Origin of the sequence: Rufibacter ruber (assembly GCF_014138425.1) — a bacterium.
GTDB lineage: Bacteria > Bacteroidota > Bacteroidia > Cytophagales > Hymenobacteraceae > Nibribacter > Nibribacter ruber_C.
This window is the reverse complement of sequence record NZ_JACJIQ010000017.1, coordinates 70,264-86,636: the sequence shown is the minus strand read 5'-3', so window position 1 is coordinate 86,636 and position 16,373 is coordinate 70,264. Positions and strand designations below refer to the sequence as shown.

The 16,373-nt window shown below is 52.0% G+C and carries 12 protein-coding genes; 10 read left to right on the top strand and 2 right to left on the bottom strand.

Going from position 1 to position 16,373, the window contains the following annotated elements; translation table 11 throughout:
• Window positions 1-3 precede the first annotated feature (3 nt).
• Window positions 4-3,018, bottom strand: coding sequence for a TAT-variant-translocated molybdopterin oxidoreductase (locus tag FHS90_RS17820; RefSeq protein ID WP_182514048.1), 3,015 nt, complete (start codon window positions 3,016-3,018; stop codon window positions 4-6).
• A 36-nt stretch (window positions 3,019-3,054) separates the two neighbouring features.
• Window positions 3,055-4,371, bottom strand: coding sequence for a c-type cytochrome (locus FHS90_RS17815; RefSeq protein WP_082893728.1), 1,317 nt, complete (start codon window positions 4,369-4,371; stop codon window positions 3,055-3,057).
• A 755-nt stretch (window positions 4,372-5,126) separates the two neighbouring features.
• On the opposite strand from FHS90_RS17815, the gene rpsF reads away from it, so the two are divergent.
• The 10 genes from rpsF (at window position 5,127) to lepB (ending at window position 16,341) form a co-directional block, all read left to right on the top strand.
• Entirely contained in the window at window positions 5,127-5,498 is a 372-nt protein-coding gene (gene rpsF, locus FHS90_RS17810; RefSeq protein ID WP_066837626.1) for a 30S ribosomal protein S6, read from the top strand.
• The gene (gene rpsR / locus FHS90_RS17805) at window positions 5,495-5,746 is read left to right on the top strand and encodes a 30S ribosomal protein S18 (RefSeq protein WP_066837628.1); all 252 of its coding nucleotides are present in this window, start codon (window positions 5,495-5,497) and stop codon (window positions 5,744-5,746) included. The genes rpsF and rpsR overlap by 4 nt, the downstream gene beginning before the upstream one ends.
• A gap of 14 nt (window positions 5,747-5,760) precedes the next feature.
• Window positions 5,761-6,204, top strand: a complete 444-nt coding sequence (rplI, locus tag FHS90_RS17800) for a 50S ribosomal protein L9 (RefSeq protein ID WP_066837631.1) — start codon at window positions 5,761-5,763, stop codon at window positions 6,202-6,204.
• Window positions 6,205-6,389: 185 nt separating this feature from the next.
• Window positions 6,390-7,079: an HAD family hydrolase gene (locus FHS90_RS17795; protein WP_066837634.1), complete on the top strand. Its 690-nt coding sequence runs from the start codon at window positions 6,390-6,392 to the stop codon at window positions 7,077-7,079.
• 43 nt (window positions 7,080-7,122) lie between these two features.
• Window positions 7,123-8,103, top strand: a complete 981-nt coding sequence (locus FHS90_RS17790) for a GSCFA domain-containing protein (protein WP_066837638.1) — start codon at window positions 7,123-7,125, stop codon at window positions 8,101-8,103.
• A gap of 305 nt (window positions 8,104-8,408) precedes the next feature.
• Window positions 8,409-10,445: a thioredoxin domain-containing protein gene (locus FHS90_RS17785; protein WP_182514047.1), complete on the top strand. Its 2,037-nt coding sequence runs from the start codon at window positions 8,409-8,411 to the stop codon at window positions 10,443-10,445.
• A gap of 197 nt (window positions 10,446-10,642) precedes the next feature.
• Window positions 10,643-11,122, top strand: a complete 480-nt coding sequence (locus FHS90_RS17780) for a hypothetical protein (RefSeq protein ID WP_153042755.1) — start codon at window positions 10,643-10,645, stop codon at window positions 11,120-11,122.
• A gap of 152 nt (window positions 11,123-11,274) precedes the next feature.
• Window positions 11,275-13,809 carry a replication restart helicase PriA gene (priA, locus tag FHS90_RS17775; protein WP_182514046.1) on the top strand — a complete coding sequence of 845 codons (2,535 nt, stop codon included), beginning with the start codon at window positions 11,275-11,277 and terminating at the stop codon, window positions 13,807-13,809.
• A gap of 969 nt (window positions 13,810-14,778) precedes the next feature.
• A complete protein-coding gene (locus FHS90_RS17770; RefSeq protein WP_066836018.1) occupies window positions 14,779-15,162 on the top strand; it encodes a VOC family protein in 384 nt (127 codons plus the stop codon).
• Window positions 15,163-15,237: 75 nt separating this feature from the next.
• A complete protein-coding gene (gene lepB / locus FHS90_RS17765) occupies window positions 15,238-16,341 on the top strand; it encodes a signal peptidase I (RefSeq protein WP_182514045.1) in 1,104 nt (367 codons plus the stop codon).
• The last annotated feature ends 32 nt before the right edge of the window (window positions 16,342-16,373 follow it).

Sequence of the window (16,373 nt, the reverse complement as noted above, 5' to 3'; positions counted from 1 at the left end):
AAATTAAGCTTGGTTTCTGATTTTGGTTAAGTAAGTCACGTTTGGCTGAGTGTTCAACTCTTCCAACACGTGGAACGCACGCTCCCCTTCTTCACGCTTCAGGATTTGTGATACCTGGCTGTTAGGATCCAGCATATCTCCAAAGATGATGGCGTTGGTTGGGCAAGCCTGGGCACAAGCAGTAACTATCTCACCATCTTTAGGACGACGGGCTTCTTTCTTGGCCTCTAACTTACCTGCCTGTATACGCTGTACGCAGAACGAGCATTTCTCCATTACACCACGCGAACGAACGGTAACATCTGGGTTTAACACCATCTTACCTAGGTCGTTGTTCATGTTGTAGTCAAACTTCTCATTGTTCGCATAGTTGAACCAGTTGAAGCGACGTACTTTATATGGGCAGTTGTTTGCGCAGTAACGGGTACCCACACAGCGGTTGTACACCATTTGGTTGATACCCTCAGTGCTGTGCATAGTTGCAGCCACCGGACAAACCGTCTCGCACGGAGCATGGTTACAGTGCTGGCATAGCATTGGTTGGAACACCACTGCAGGATTAGCAGACGGGTCTTCCATTTTCTCAAACCCACCGTCTTCACGGGTAGCATCACTGCTATAATAGCGGTCAATACGCAGCCAGTGCATTTCACGGCGGTTCAATACTTCCTGCTTACCTACAACAGGTATGTTGTTCTCTACCTGGCAGCTTACTGTACAAGAACCACAACCAATACAGGAGTTCAGGTCAATGACCATACCCCAGTGGTGGTTCTTATATTCGTAATCTTGCCAAAGAGATACTTTCTGCGGCTTTTGAGGTCCGTCTGGCGTAGCAATTTTAATATACTCTGTTACGCTCTTAGGATCTTGCTTGTACTTGCCTAATGTTGACTCCTGAACCACATTACGGCCCATTACCGTGTGGTGGGTCTGGGTTTGGGCAATAGGCTTATCAGTACCCGCCTTTTCAATAGTGACAGTATTGGTATACTGTAACGCATTGTCAGAAACGGTTACCAACGGGTACACATTAGCGCCAACATTGTTAGCAGCCTGTCCGCCATGGGTACGGCCATATCCAACGGCAATACCAACAGTCCCCACTGCTTGGCCGGGCTGGATCAAGGCAGGCAATTCAATGGTTTTACCTTTTGCAGTTACCCGCAGCACATCATTTTGTTCAATGTCCTGTGCTTTGGCATCTGCCTGGGAGATGGTAACGTAATTATCCCAAACTGCTTTGGTGGTGGGGTCAGACATTTCCTGCAACCATGGGTTGTTGGTATGCTGGCCAGTTCCAATAGCTACCTTCTCGTAAATTTCAAGCTCAAAGGCACCTTTACCGGCTGCCGCGCGGGCAGCTTTGTTAATGCCTACCGCGGCACCCGCCAAGGTGACAGGAGCAACAGCGGCTGTTGGCTCGTTCAAACCGGTAGTTCCTTGCGCAACACCATCATGAACGGCTTTATCCCATCCGGCGGCGCTGCCCACTACACCTGACCAGGTTCTCTGAATCACATTGTAGTAGTCTGTGGTAGAGCCGGTCCATACCAACAGGGATTGCTGGGCCTGTCTGGTGTTATAAATTGGCGTGATAGCTGGTTGAGCCAAGCTCAAGAAACCTCTTTTGGGCTCGTAGTCATTCCAGGACTCCAGGAAATGGCTGTCTGGGCAGATATAGTCAGCTAAAGAAGCGGTCTCATCAGCTCTGTCAGCAAAGGAGATCTTCACGCCTACCTTCTTCAGCCCGCTTACAATCTGCTGGCTTAACGGGTGATCATAAACAGGGTTGGCACCATAGAAGATCACAGCCCCTACACCGCCGTTGTTCATGTCCTGAACAAGACGAAGCATACGGGCATCATCTCCCTGACGCACATAAGAAGGGGCAGCGGTATTGATAGTGCTACCTTCTGCGCCTAATGCTCTGTTAATACCGGCCACTAACGCTTGAACAGACGCATCATTAGAGTCAGATACCACTAAGGCAGCGCCACGGTTAGCCAACAATTCTTTGGCAGCCGCTTCTACCTGCTTCGCATAGGCGTTATTTGGAGCAGTGATTGCCTCTGCACCGGCACCTCTGGCTACTGCATTGTATAAGGCAGCTACCACCGCCCCATACTCAGAGGGCTTCACCGGTACCCGCACGTCGGCGTTGGCCCCGGTTAAGCTCAAGAAGCTCTCAAACTGGATGTGACGAGACATGGTAGGGTTCTCAGCCGTCACTTTCCGGTTAATGATATATTGTTTTGAATACTCTACCGGAGAGATCCAGGATCCTAAGAAGTCAGCGCCAACAGAAACAATGACTTTGGCTTTGCTGAAATCGTACCCAGGTACCAGACCACCGTTAGCACGTAACAAGCCATAAGCAGACTTTGGATCATAGGTTACGTGTTCAAAAGAAGGAAACTGGGCTCCAAACTCCCTGATCACCGTTTTGGTACTCGGGCTGATGATGGTGTTTGACACCAACACCACTTTCCCCTGTACGCCGGTGAGGCGGGTTCTGATTTTTTGGTCAACCTCTTTCCAGGAAACCTCCTTGCCGCCAGCCATTGGGCCTTTCAGTCTGGACTGGTCATAAAGTCCCAGCAAAGAAGCCTGTGACCGGGCGTGCGTACCGCCCTGGGTGATGGGAGAAAGCGGGTTCCCCTCAATTTTGATTGGACGCCCTTCTCTTGTTTTCACCAACACGGGGTTGTAGAAATCCCCCATAAAGTAAGTAGAGGCATACCAGTTGGCTACACCCGGCTCTACTTCTTCTGGTTTATGCAGGTAAGGGATCGCTTTACGAACCGGGGCCTCACAAGAGGCTAGCGTAACCGCTGCCATCCCAAAACCCAACAGTTTTAAGAAATCACGTCTTGGAGCTACAGGAGAGGAAGAATCATCTCCGTTGGCTTCACTTACTGGCAGGAACTCAGGAAACTCGTTATGAGCATGCTGCTGGAATTCCGGAGTGTTGTTTAACTCCTCTACCCCTCTCCAGTATTTAATTGTTTCTTGCATATATCTCAAAAACTCAAATTCAGGATATGGAATTGATTAGTAGTGGCACTTAGAACATTCAGTACCACCGTTAGACGCCACAATGAAAGCGCCTTTTGACTGCTTCTCATGCAACTTCACCAAGTTGTCATAATAAGCGTTTCCTTCTGTGTTCAGAGGAGTGTTGCGGTGACAGTCAATACACCAGCCCATGGTCAATGGCGAGTACTGGGCTACCACTTCCATGGTCTCAATAGGACCGTGGCACGTCTGGCACTCCACCCCGCCCACTTTAGTGTGCTGAGAGTGGTTGAAGTAAGCCAACTCAGGCAGGTTGTGTACCCGTACCCACTCAATAGGCTTGTTATTTTCAATAGCGCGGTAGATTTTCTGAATCTCTGGAGACTCCTTCTTGATCTGGCTATGGCAGTTCATACAGATGTTTGCCGAAGGAATGTTTGCTTTCTCGCTCTTGTAAACCGAGGTGTGGCAGTAGTTACAGTTGATCTGGTGATCACCGGCGTGCAGTTTATGGGAGAAAGCAATAGGTTGTCTGGGAGCGTACCCTTGCTGAATACCCACTCCCATTACTTTATCAATGGAGATATCCACCAACACTACTATAAAGATCAGACCCACAATCACCCGTACCGCTTTTGACTTGTAGATATTGGCAAAGTTGGTGCGGCGCTCCAGCATTTCCTGCTCAGCACCCGTAAGGTCTGTTTTGTTCTTCAGGTAGTTCTTCAGAACTGAGGCAATGATCAGCAGCGTGATCACTAGTACAATCAGCACCACTACCAGCACTATTAAGAGCATGTCTACGTAGCCGCCTACCGCATCAGGAGCGTTAGTGCCAACCTGAGCGCCAGCTTCAGCACCCGGCACGCCACTTGGCGCCATGTCAGTGGCCGCGCTCTCACTTTCCTGCTTAATGTAAGCAATGATGGCGTTCAGCTCATCATCAGAGAAGGCGAAAGAAGGCATCTGCTGCTTAGCATATTCATTGTAAACGGCTACCGCATCTTTGTCGCCGCTTTGAATGAGAGCACTTGAGTTCTTGATCCATTTCTGCAGCCAAGACTGTGATCTTCTCTTGTGCACATCCTTCAGACCAGGACCTACTACAACTTCTGCGGTTACAGCGTGACACTGCGCACAGTTATTCTTGAAAAGGGTACTCCCGGCATCAATTACAGCCGCATCAGCACCACCACCGCCCCCGGCAGCCGGAGCCGCCTCAGCAGAACCTGGCGTTACACCCGCAGTACCTACCTGTGCCGTTTCCTGCGCAAAAGCACTGGAAACCACAAAGAAGATAAAGATAAAAGGGAGTAGGAAGGTAGATTTTGCTCTCTTTTTACAGCTAATCATAGCTTAAATGTAGTGTTAGTATATTGAAAGTACATTACGGGCACAAATCTACTACCCGATAACCATTATTCAAACACAATATTTCTTCTTTTTCCCTCAGTAATAACACGTACTAAAGCCCTCATAAACAGGCTTCAAATCATGCTGCAAGGCTCTTTTCACCCTATTTAGAATTCTTATAAATTACTGTCATTTTGTTCGCAAACACCCCGTTTCAGCCCCCTTTTTACGTTCTCCCACCTGTCTTTCCTGCAGCTGCCACGCTTATGCCCCCTCAGGCCCCCTCCCTAGGCCTCTGACCACTCCTATTATATAAGGTGCAACGCAAGGGGATGATAACACCTTTCTTCACCCATGACCTGTATCATTTTATATCTGCTTAGCCCCAGTTGGAAACTTCTCTGAAAATCCGTTTTCTGTTTTTGGCCTGCTTTTCTAAAAACAGGCCAAAAACAGAAAACGGGCTTCTTCATTCAGGTGCCAACCCATCAAACTCAAATATTAAATAGGGAATCCCCTTCCCTGCTTCTGGCCTGTGCCACCCCTGTTGCGCATCTTATACCCCAAACCACTAGCCTCACATCAGGGCCAGTCTCTATTTCAGGGCTTTTTTCAGGAAAACAGCCCTGAAACGTACTTTCAGGTGAGCATCCGGTCACCTGAATTTATTTAGCCACACCAGTTGCAAAGTTTGTTTGTTTTGTGCTGGAAATAGGCGTACCTTTGCCGCTTCGAACCAAATAATCATTTTAACCATGTCGTTAAAAAACTACGAAGTTCTCTTCATCATGACCCCGTTATTGAACGAGGTTCAGATGCAGGAGACGGTCGAGAAGTTCAGACAGGTGCTTAAGGAAAATAGCGCCGACATTATCCATGAGGAGAATTGGGGTCTAAAAAAACTGGCTTACCCAATTGAGAAGAAAAACACCGGCTTCTACCACCTCATGGAGTTCCAGGGCCCTTCTACCGTGGTAGACGCGCTGGAACTAGCATTCCGTCGTGATGAGAAAATCATCCGCTTCCTGACCACCGCCCTTGACAAGCACGCTGTTGCTTACAATGAGCGCCGCAGAAACGGTGAGTTTAAATCATCTAAAAAAGAGAAGGAGGCACAAGCATCATGAGTTTAGTAAACGAAAAAATCCACAAGCAAGACACGCGCAAGAAATACTGCCGTTTCAAGAAAAACGGAATCCAGTATATTGACTACAAAGACGGCAACTTCTTATTGAAGTTTGTGAACGAGCAAGGCAAAATCCTTCCTCGCCGCCTGACCGGTACTTCTTTGAAGTTCCAGCGCAAAGTAGCTCAGGCCGTGGCTAGAGCTCGTCACCTGGCAATTCTGCCTTACGTAACGGATTCTTTAAAATAAGGAGGTAAAGAACGATGCAAGTTATTCTGAAAGATGACGTGAAAGGCGTTGGCTATAAAAACGATGTGGTTGACGTAAAACCAGGGTACGGCCGTAACTACCTGATCCCTCAAGGACTGGCGGTAATGGCAACCCCTTCTGCTAAAAAAGTAGTGGAGGAGAACGTACGCCAGGCTGCCCACAAAGCAGATAAAATCCAGAAAGATGCTCAGGAACTGGCAAACCGTATTGGTGAGACCGTGTTGAACATCCCTGCCAAAGCCGGTGAAACCGGTAAAATCTTTGGTGCGGTAACTACCCTTCAAGTTTCTGAGGCTTTGAAGAGCCTTGGGTATGAGGTAGACCGTAAGCGCATTGACTTTGACCAGGAGGTGAAGTCTTTGGGCGAATACACCGCCACACTGAACCTGCACAAAGAAGTGAAGCACCAGGTTCGCTTCAACGTTGTAGAAGCTTAATTCCTACACAACGATCTTTTTAAACATCCTGCCGTAAAACGGCAGGATGTTTTTGTTTTAAGCCGGTTCTAGCAGGGCCCTTTAAAGCTGTTTTCGGCCTGTTTTGGCCAAAACAGGCCGAAAACAGAAACTTCGCCGGCTTCTCACCTGATCAGCCACCCACCAGACCCCATTATCCTACTGCCATGCTTCCCTACCAGGTGCTCATCTTTGACTTTGACGGCACGCTCTGCGCCACCCAGGACTCTATCCTGTACACGTTTCAGAAGACGTTTGAACACCAAGGGGTGACCCCGCCCGGAGAACAGCAGGTAAAAGAAGGCATTAGCACCGGGGCCAATCTCTGGGAAATGCTGCCGCTCCTTCACCCGCCCCTGCGGGAGGAAGAAAAACATGCGGAGCTGGCCGAATGGGTGCACCTGTACCGCACCATCTATGACACTGACGGCGGCCGCCTCACCACCCTGTTTGACGGCGCTGAGCCTCTGCTCAAAAACCTCAAAGAATTGGGCCTGGCCTGTGCGGTGATCAGTAACAAAGGCCAGCAGGCCATTGAAGATGCGCTGCTCAAATTCAACCTGCGCCCCTATTTTGACCTGGTCATTGGGGACAATCCGGCCCTGCCGCTCAAGAAAAAGCCCCACCCCATGGCGTTTCACCAGGTGATACAGCCCCACTACCCGCAGGCAAAGAACAACCAGTTCCTGATGGTGGGAGACACCCATGCAGATCTGGAGTTCGCCAACAACGCAGGCATTGCCTCCTGCTGGGCCACCTTTGGGTACGGCAACACGGCCCTGTGTCACAAAGCCAACCCTACGTTTGCCATTGACCGCCTCCCCCAGCTTCTGCCGTTATTAAATCCAGACGGTTAAGGAGGTTTTTACGTATTTTGTAGCTGCACCTTCTTTTTGGTTCATGCAGTTCCGTACAGAAATACACATTCCACCCGCCCCCATTCGTTTTTCCCGCACCAAAGGCATCTTTACCATAGGCTCCTGCTTTGCAGAGGTCATAGGCCGCAAGCTCCGGCTGGTGAAGGCCAACGCACAGGTGAACCCGTTTGGCACCATCTTCAACCCGCTTTCGGCCCATAAACTCATAAGAGCCGCCGTTACCGGTGATACCGCAGGCCTGGCAGATGGGCTGGTGGAGCGGCAAGGCCTGTGGTTTCACCATGACTTCCATTCGTCTTACCGCCATGCAGAACCGGAGGGCTTGCTCCAGATGCTCAGGGAGGCTCTGCAGGAGGCCGGCCATTTCCTTAAACAGGCGCAGGCCCTGCTGCTGACCTGGGGCACCGCGTATGTGTACGAGCGCAATGACAACGGCACCTTGGTTGCCAACTGCCACAAGGTACCGCAGCGGTCTTTCAGCCGGCGCCTGCTCACCCTGGAAGAAATCACCCAAGACGCCCGCCAAACCCTGCAACTGCTGCAGGAACACTGCCCTACCCTGCAAGTGATCCTGACTGTTAGCCCGGTACGCCACGTGAAAGACACCCTGGTGCTGAACAATGTGAGTAAAAGCATTTTACGGCTGGCGGCCCACCTGGCGCAGGAGCAGCACCCTATGATTTCTTATTTCCCGGCCTATGAGCTGCTGCTAGATGACCTGAGAGATTACCGCTTCTATGGCGCAGACCTGATCCATCCGTCAGAAATGGCAGAAACCTATATTTGGGAGAAATTTATTGACGTGTACGCAGACCAGGCCTTCTCCCATTTCCTGGAGCGCTGGGCAGAGGTGCAGCGGGACTTGACCCACCGCGCCTTCAACCCTGACAGTTCAGCCCACCAGCAGTTCCTGCAACAGCTCCTGCAGAAGCTCCAGGCCATGGCGTTAGAAGCCAATGTACACGAAGAAATTGCCACCGTGCAGCGTCAGTTGCGTACATGAACTTCCTGTTTTTGGCCAGTTCCAGAAAAAGTAAGCCGAAAACGCATTCTAAGGATTATTGAGGTTTCAAGGAATTCTGAATTTAAAGGAATTCTGTAGTTAAGGAATTCTCATGGCGCAAGCGTCCGCTTGTGCCTGCACGGATTTTGGTCTGCAATACCTATAGGCACAAGCGGACGCTTGCGCCATAAGAAAACATGAGAAGTCAAAAGAATCAAGGAATACTTAGTTAGCCAACCAATTTCTGTTTTCGGCCTGTTTTGGCCAAAACAGGCCGAAAACAGAAAACCCCACCACCCACCACTATGGAAAAAAAGCCCAACCGCCTCGCCCGTGAATCCAGCCCTTACCTGCTGCAGCACGCCTACAATCCTGTAGACTGGTACCCCTGGGGCCCAGAGGCGCTGCAGAAAGCCCAGGAAGAGCAGAAACCTATCCTGGTGAGCATTGGCTATGCCGCCTGCCACTGGTGCCATGTGATGGAGCACCAGAGCTTTGAGAACGAACAGATTGCCCAGGTCATGAACCAGCACTTTGTCTGCATCAAAGTAGACCGCGAAGAACGCCCAGACGTGGACCAGGTGTACATGGACGCCCTGCACGCCATGGGCCTGCAGGGGGGGTGGCCCCTCAACGTATTCCTGAACCCAGAGGCCAAGCCTTTTTACGGCGGCACGTATTTCCCGCCCCAGAACTGGGTACAGCTGCTCCAGAACATTGCAGAGGCCTACCGCCAGAACCGTACAGAGCTGGACCAGTCGGCTGATCAGTTTGCCCAGCACCTGAACCGCAGTACACTCTCCCAATTTGGGCTGCAGCAAAGCAACCCAGACTTCAACCCAGATGACTTTGGGCAGCTGTACCAGCGCCTGAAAGCCAGGTTTGACATTAAACGGGGCGGTACCATGCAGGCGCCCAAGTTTCCCATGCCCAGCATCTGGATGTTCCTGCTGCGCTACTACTACCACACCCAAGACACCGCCGCCCTGGAACAGTTGAACCTCACGCTGGAAGAAATGGCCTTCGGCGGAATATATGACCAGATTGGCGGCGGCTTCGCCCGGTATTCAACTGATGAGGAGTGGCTGGTGCCGCATTTTGAGAAAATGCTGTATGACAACGGCCAGCTCATCAGTCTCTATGCAGAGGCGTATCAGGCAACGCGCAATGACCTGTACAAAGAGGTGGTGCTGGAAACCATTGCCTTTGTTGAACATGACCTCACCCGCCCAGACGGTGGCTTTTATTCGTCTTTAGACGCTGACAGTGAAGGCGAGGAAGGGAAATTCTATGTCTTTACCCAAACCGAGCTGGAGGAGGTTCTGGGCGAAGAGGCCGCCTTGGCCAGCAGGTACTACAATGCCACCGCCCAGGGCAACTGGGAGCACAGCGTCAATATCCTGCACCGCAGACAAACAGATGACGCCTTTGCCGCAGATCAGGGGTTAACACCCCAGGAGCTGAAGGAACATGTGCAGAACTGGAAAGACCGGCTCCTGCAGGCCCGCAGCCAACGCGTGCACCCGGGCCTGGATGATAAAATTCTCACGTCCTGGAACGCGCTTCTCTTAAAGGGTCTTACAGATGCCTACAAGGCATTGAATGAGCCTACCATACTGGAACTGGCCTGTACCAACGCCCGTTTCCTGCTCCAGAACCTCAAAACCGGGAACAAGCTGTACCACACCTACAAAGAAGGGAAAGCCACTGTTGACGGGTTCCTGGAAGACTACGCCCTGCTCATTCAGGCGCTGATTGGCCTCTACCAGTGCACCTTTGATGAAAACTGGCTCAGGGAGGCCAAAAAGCTCACCCAGCACACACTGCAAAACTTTTATGACCCGGCAGAAGATCTTTTCTTCTTCACCAGCGCTGAGAGCGAAGCCCTCATTGCCCGCAAGAAAGAAATCATGGACAATGTCATACCGGCCTCTAACTCTGTGATGGCGACCAACCTGCACTGGCTGGGGCTGTATTTTGACAATGACCAATACACCTCCCTCTCAGAGAAGATGCTGGCAAAGGTGCGGGATCTGGTGGTGCAGGAGCCTGCCCATTTGGCCAATTGGGCTTCACTTTACTTCCTCAAGCTTAAACCAAGTGCAGAGGTTGCTGTCATAGGGCCAGACGCCCACCAGGAACGGCGCCTTCTCCAGCAACACTTTCTGCCCAACGCCCTGCTGGCAGGGACAGCAGAACCGCAGGACTCTGTGCTTCCCCTGCTAGAAGGCAGAACCGCGCTCAACGGCCAAACCACCTTCTATGTCTGCTACAACCACGCCTGCCAGCTGCCGGTGCACTCAGTGGCTGAAGCGCTGGACCAACTCAAATCACAAAAATAAGTTTAGAACTTTAAAAAGAACTTAGTATAAAGATAATAACAAAATAAGCCAAAACAGGCAAAAAACCAGCTTTTACCACCATCGCCACTTGTCCTGCACTTGCACTTTTAAAATAAACTCCCGAACTTCGATAAACAATAGGAATGACACGTTGAATTTCCTGTTGAAGAGTTCAACATCTATTAAACCCTTTAGAAGTGAAGAAGTTATTATTAGTTGGTGGGTTTTGGTTGGCTTGCGCCGCAACCACCTTTGCGCAAGATGGAAGTAACTACTGGGCCCGTTTGAACAAGAACCACCCAGAGGCTACCATTGAGACAATTTTGAACTCCAAGCCGGCTACTGCCGCCGTGGGAGCCGAGGTGGAAGCTACCGCTGGCTATCGCCTGAACATGATCTATGACGGTCAGTTTAGAGCAGTGTCTGCCCCTAACGTGAAACTCATGGAGGCGCTGGGCATGAAGCACCGCGAGATCAAAGGTTACCGGTATGAGCTGCTGTTTAAATACAACGGGCAGGAGTTCTGGTTGCCCGTGCAAACTGACCTGGTGGAGCAACTTCAGCTTGAACTGAGAAAAGATGAGCCTGTTCTGCTGTATACCACCGTGTTACAGGCCCAAAACGCTGGAGCTGCCCACAAAGCGCTGCTGGTGGAAGACTTTAGAGTGAACAACTAAGACAGGCTAAGCGCTGGGTTTCATGGCCTACCCCTGCCCAAGCAGATTCTGACGGTACCTGCCACCGGCCCGAAAGACTATTTTTAAACCTGCGCAAGTCAAAGTTTCCGTTTCCGGCCTGTTTTTCCGAAATTTGGCCTAAACTGCCCGCTTTGACTCCTGAACTAGAATTCAATATACCTGCTGATGACGTCCCTGAACGGGTTACCCTGTTCGCGGACGTCATTTTGCCGTTACCCCTGCCCAAACTCTTCACTTACCGCATTCCGCATGAAATGGGCGATGAGGTGCTGGTGGGCGCGCGGGTACTGGTGCAGTTCGGGGCCAAGAAGGTGCTGAGTTGTGTGGTGGCGCGGGTGCATGAGAACCCGCCTAAAGAATACCAGGCCAAATACCTGCTGGAGGTTATTGACGAAAAACCGGTGGTGACCGCCCCGCAGCTGCGTCTCTTCAACTGGATGGCTGAGTACTACCTCTGCACCCTGGGTGAAGTCATCAACGCCGCCCTCCCCTCGGCCTTAAAGCTCAGCAGCGAATCTAAAATTCAGCTGCACCCGCAGTTTCATCAGGAAACCAATGAGTGGCCGTTAACCGCCCACGAGGAGAAAATCATTTTCGCCCTCTGGCAGAAACCGCACCTCACTTTTACTGAGGTGGGCCAGCTGCTGCAACTCACCAGTTTCCATAAAATCATCAAGTCGCTGCTTCTCAAAGACATCATCATTATCTATGAGGAGATTGCGGAGAAGTACGCGCCCAAAGTAGTGAAGAAAGTCCGGCTGGCGCCCATGTTCACCACAGATGAAGCCACCCTGGAAGAACTCTTTAACCAACTGGCGGCCAAACCCAAGCAGCTGGATGTGCTGCTCAAGTACGTACAGCTCGTTCCGCTTCTGCAAGAACTGGCCGCCAATGAAGAAGGGATAGAGAAAAACCTGCTCACCTCCAACCCGCACCTCTCGCTTTCTGCTATCAACACGCTGCTGAAGAACGGCGTGCTGGAGCAGTTTGACCGGGTGGTAAGCCGTTTCCCCCTCGCAGAAGGCCGGGGCCCTTATCTGGCCACTGAACTCTCTGCAGACCAGGCGGCGGCCCGGGACCAGGTGCTGGATTTCTTTGGGGAGAAAGACACCGTACTGCTGCACGGCATTACGGGGAGCGGCAAAACCGAAGTCTACATTGACCTCATTCAAAAAGCGGTAGACGCCGGGGGCCAGGTGCTGTACCTGCTCCCGGAGATTGCCCTCACCGCCCAGATTGTGACCCGCCTCAAACGCGTGTTTGGTGACAGGTTGGGCGTGTACCACTCCAAGTTCTCAGACAATGAGCGGGTAGAAGTCTGGAACGGCATCTTGTCAGGCCGGTTTCAGGTGGTGGTGGGCGTGCGCTCCAGTGTATTCCTGCCGTTCCATTCACTCTCCCTCCTGATAGTGGACGAGGAGCATGAGCCCTCTTACAAGCAGCATGATCCCGCCCCCCGCTACAACGCCCGCGAGGTAGCCTTGATGATGGCGCAGTTCCACAGTGCCAAGGTGTTGCTGGGTTCGGCCACGCCGTCTATAGAAAGCTATTACCATTGCCTGAGCGGCCGCTGGGGTCTGGTGAACCTGCTGGTGCGGTATGGGGAAGCCACCTTGCCCACCGTAGAACTGGTAGACACCCGGCAGGAGAGCCTGCGCAAGAATATGCTCAGTCACTTTTCGCAGCGGCTGGTGCATGACATTGAAGACACGCTGCACCGCAAAGAGCAGGTCATTCTGTTTCAGAACCGCCGTGGCTATGCCCCGTTCATTGACTGCAATGACTGTGCCTGGATTCCCAAGTGCCGTAACTGCGCGGTGAGCCTCTCCTACCACAAGTTCTCCAATGAGCTGCGCTGCCATTACTGCGGCTATACTGAACGCAAACCCAATGACTGCCCCGCCTGCGGCTCTACCATGCTCAAAACGGTGGGCTTCGGGACTGAGAAGATTGAAGATGAGCTGAAGCTGCTGCTGCCTGAGGCCAGAATCCAGCGCATGGACCTGGACACCACCAAACGCAAGAACAGCCACCAGCAGATCATTGAAGACTTTGAGCTGCAGCGCACTGACATTCTGGTGGGCACCCAAATGGTGACCAAAGGCCTGGACTTTGAGCACGTGAGCCTGGTAGGCATCTTGAGCGCCGACAGCATCATTCACTACCCAGACTTTAGGGCGCATGAACGGGCCTATCAGCTGTTTGTGCAGGTGAGCGGCCGCGCCGGCCGAAAGGGCAACAAAGGCAAAGTGCTTATTCAGACGGCCAATCCCAACCAGCCCATTTTCCAGCGGGTGATTGAGAATGACTATCAGGGGCTGTACGAGCAGGAGATTGCCGAGCGGCAAAAGTTCAGGTACCCGCCGTTTGTGCGCATGATTAGGCTTACCGTGAAACACCCTGAAGCCCGTCCCTGTGAAAACGCCGCCATTCTCCTGGCCAAGGACCTGGTAGACCGCTTAGGCAGAACCGGGGTTTTAGGCCCAGAGGCGCCGCATATCTTCAAGATCAGGAACCAGTTTCTGCAAGAAATTCATGTGAAACTGGACCGCGAGAGCGGTAATCTCAAGTACTCTAAATCGCAGATTCAGGAAGCGGTGTTTCACCTGCTGCAGAACAAAGATTTTAAGCAGTTGCGGGTTGTGGTAGATGTGGATCCCAATTAAAGTCTTTCTTTTTTCTTTGAGCAGAACGCTTTGTGCCTACAGGAATGGGTACCGCTTGTGGCGGTGTGGTTCTGTTTACCGTTAAAAATATATGGAAGTGGCTGCCGTTTCTGCTGGAATGCTTGGTTTGCTGTTCCCTTGGCTTTGCCGTTTGCCCCAGTGCGAAATCACTTTACTGTTTCATCTTTTGGAATGTGTGGTTTGCTGTTCCCTTGGCTGTGCCGCTTGCTCCGGTGCGAAATCACTTTACTGTTTCATGGTTGATGGTAAGCGCTCACGGCCGCGAGGCCCCGTCCTGCCGTCTCGCACTGCTGTTAAAACTAGGCCCTCCGGCCTTGCCGCTCCCGCGGCACCGTAGTAACAGAGGCGCTCACCCCCAGGACTGGTTTAGGTTCCTTCACTGATCAGCTTGTCTGGTTATGTCTGCCTCTGCAGGTAACTGCTGCTGAACCGCTAGCCTGTGGCGAGCCCGTGCTGCGCACATCAGCCAGGGGCATGGGTGGTGGAATGTCTGTGGCAGACTGTTAGTGGCAAATTGATAGGGGCTGCTGTAGCTGCTGGCGCGAGTCTCCAGACTCGTGCCTGGTGATGATGGGTAGTCTCTGACTGCCCTCGCTGCCGGGCAGCGACAATGCGCAGTGTTGGTTTACCCGTGCTGAAATTCTTGAACTCCCGCTGGCGCAGGCTTGCAGCTCTTATTTTCTTTTGCTGGTCTGATTTAGTAGATAACTGTTTGGGAGTTGCTGGTGACCTGGTTCAGGTCTGCGATCTGGGCCTGCCTCACACTTCTTCGCCCCCTATGGCGCGGAAGTAACTTCCGTGGCTTTTGAATAATGCCCCTGAAGAAGCGACGGGGTGATATTTTTAAAAACAGACCAGAAGGCGGCAAATCAAGATACCAGATCTATTAATTTTTCGCATTTTTATACCACTTTCCTTCCTGCCTTTGAAAACCTAAAAGAGAAAGCTATGCCTCATGTACCCGTTCCAGAAGGCTATCAAACGGTAATGCCTTATTTAATTGTTCCCAACGCCGCTCAATTCCTGGAATTCCTGAAGAATGTCTTTCAGGCCGAAGAAAAGTTGAAGCATCTGCGGGAAGACGGCCAGATCATGCATGCCGAAGTGACCCTAGGCGGCAGTACCCTCATGTTAGCAGAAGCCTCTGACCAATGGTCTGCCCAACCCGCCGGGCTTTACCTTCACGTGGCAAACGCAGATGAATCATATCAGAAAGCCTTGGCTGCAGGAGCCACGTCAGTTATGGAAGTGAGTGACCAGAGCTACGGCCGGAGCGGCGGAGTAAAAGACCCGCACGGCAACACGTGGTGGGTGGTTTCTCCGCTGGCATAGGCACGGGCAATAAAGCAGCAGAAATATAGTTTTATTCTATATTTCTGCTGCTTTACAACCTGTTCGCCACCAACTATGAAACTCAGATTCTGGAAAGGCAAAAAGCCATGGGCCGGCCCGGCCACAAAGAAAAGCGCGGCCCGTGAATGGGCAGATGCCGTGATGTTTGCCGTGGTATGCGCCACGCTCATCAGGTGGCTCACGTTTGAGGCTTTTGCCATTCCCAGTTCTTCTATGGAGAAGTCACTGCTCACCGGCGACTATCTCTTTGTAAGCAAATTGCACTACGGTCCCCGCACGCCCATTACCCCGCTGCAGGTACCGCTCACGCACCAAACCCTTTGGGGAACCAACCTGGCGTCGTTCTCAGACCTGGTGCAACTTCCGGCTTACCGCTTTCCCGGGTTTTCTGAGGTGCAGCACCATGACCCGGTGGTGTTCAACCACCCAGAGGAAGTGGAGCGGCCAGTTGACCTGAAAACCTACCTGATCAAGCGCTGCATTGCCGTAGCCGGTGACACCCTGGAAATCAAACACGGACAGGTGTACCTCAACGGAAAACTGTCTCCGGCTCCGGAAAAGCTCCAGTTCAGCTATTTTGTACAAACCAAGGAATACGTGCAGGAGGCGTTCTTCCGGAAGCACGACATTACCGATGTGGTACCGGTGCAGGGCGGTTATATCCTGCACACCCTCCCAAAGACGGCTGCCCTGCTCAAAACGTTTGATTTCATTCAGGCAGTTACCCCGCTCACAGCCGCCGCCGGTGAGGCTGACCCGCGCGTGTTTCCGCAGGCGCCAGAACATTACGCCTGGAACCAGGACAATTTTGGGCCACTGTACATCCCTAAGGCAGGCGCAACGGTGGCCCTTACCCCAGAGACACTGCCGCTTTATGAGAAGATCATTCGCAGGTACGAGCACAATGAGCATCTGGAGGTCAAAAATGGCCGACTGTTTCAGAAGGGCAAAGCCCTTACCCACTACACCTTCAAGCAGAACTACTATTTCATGATGGGAGACAACCGCCACAATTCCAATGACTCGCGTTTCTGGGGCTATGTGCCCGAAGAATACGTGGTAGGCAAAGCGGTCATGGTGTGGCTGTCTACAGACTCCCTGGCCTCCTCCTTCACAGACAAAGTCAGGTGGAGCCGGTTGTTATCTGCCATCAAATAGCTTCTCTGCTGCTACAGCCCGCGGCAGCCAAA

What these genes read in the sequence shown, in the direction of transcription:
- FHS90_RS17820 (WP_182514048.1), bottom strand. Translation starts at nt 3,018, where the DNA reads ATGCAAGAAACAATTAAATACTGGAGAGGGGTAGAGGAGTTAAACAAC.
- FHS90_RS17815 (WP_082893728.1), bottom strand. Translation starts at nt 4,371, where the DNA reads ATGATTAGCTGTAAAAAGAGAGCAAAATCTACCTTCCTACTCCCTTTT.
- rpsF (WP_066837626.1), top strand. Translation starts at nt 5,127, where the DNA reads ATGTCGTTAAAAAACTACGAAGTTCTCTTCATCATGACCCCGTTATTG.
- rpsR (WP_066837628.1), top strand. Translation starts at nt 5,495, where the DNA reads ATGAGTTTAGTAAACGAAAAAATCCACAAGCAAGACACGCGCAAGAAA.
- rplI (WP_066837631.1), top strand. Translation starts at nt 5,761, where the DNA reads ATGCAAGTTATTCTGAAAGATGACGTGAAAGGCGTTGGCTATAAAAAC.
- FHS90_RS17795 (WP_066837634.1), top strand. Translation starts at nt 6,390, where the DNA reads ATGCTTCCCTACCAGGTGCTCATCTTTGACTTTGACGGCACGCTCTGC.
- FHS90_RS17790 (WP_066837638.1), top strand. Translation starts at nt 7,123, where the DNA reads ATGCAGTTCCGTACAGAAATACACATTCCACCCGCCCCCATTCGTTTT.
- FHS90_RS17785 (WP_182514047.1), top strand. Translation starts at nt 8,409, where the DNA reads ATGGAAAAAAAGCCCAACCGCCTCGCCCGTGAATCCAGCCCTTACCTG.
- FHS90_RS17770 (WP_066836018.1), top strand. Translation starts at nt 14,779, where the DNA reads ATGCCTCATGTACCCGTTCCAGAAGGCTATCAAACGGTAATGCCTTAT.
- lepB (WP_182514045.1), top strand. Translation starts at nt 15,238, where the DNA reads ATGAAACTCAGATTCTGGAAAGGCAAAAAGCCATGGGCCGGCCCGGCC.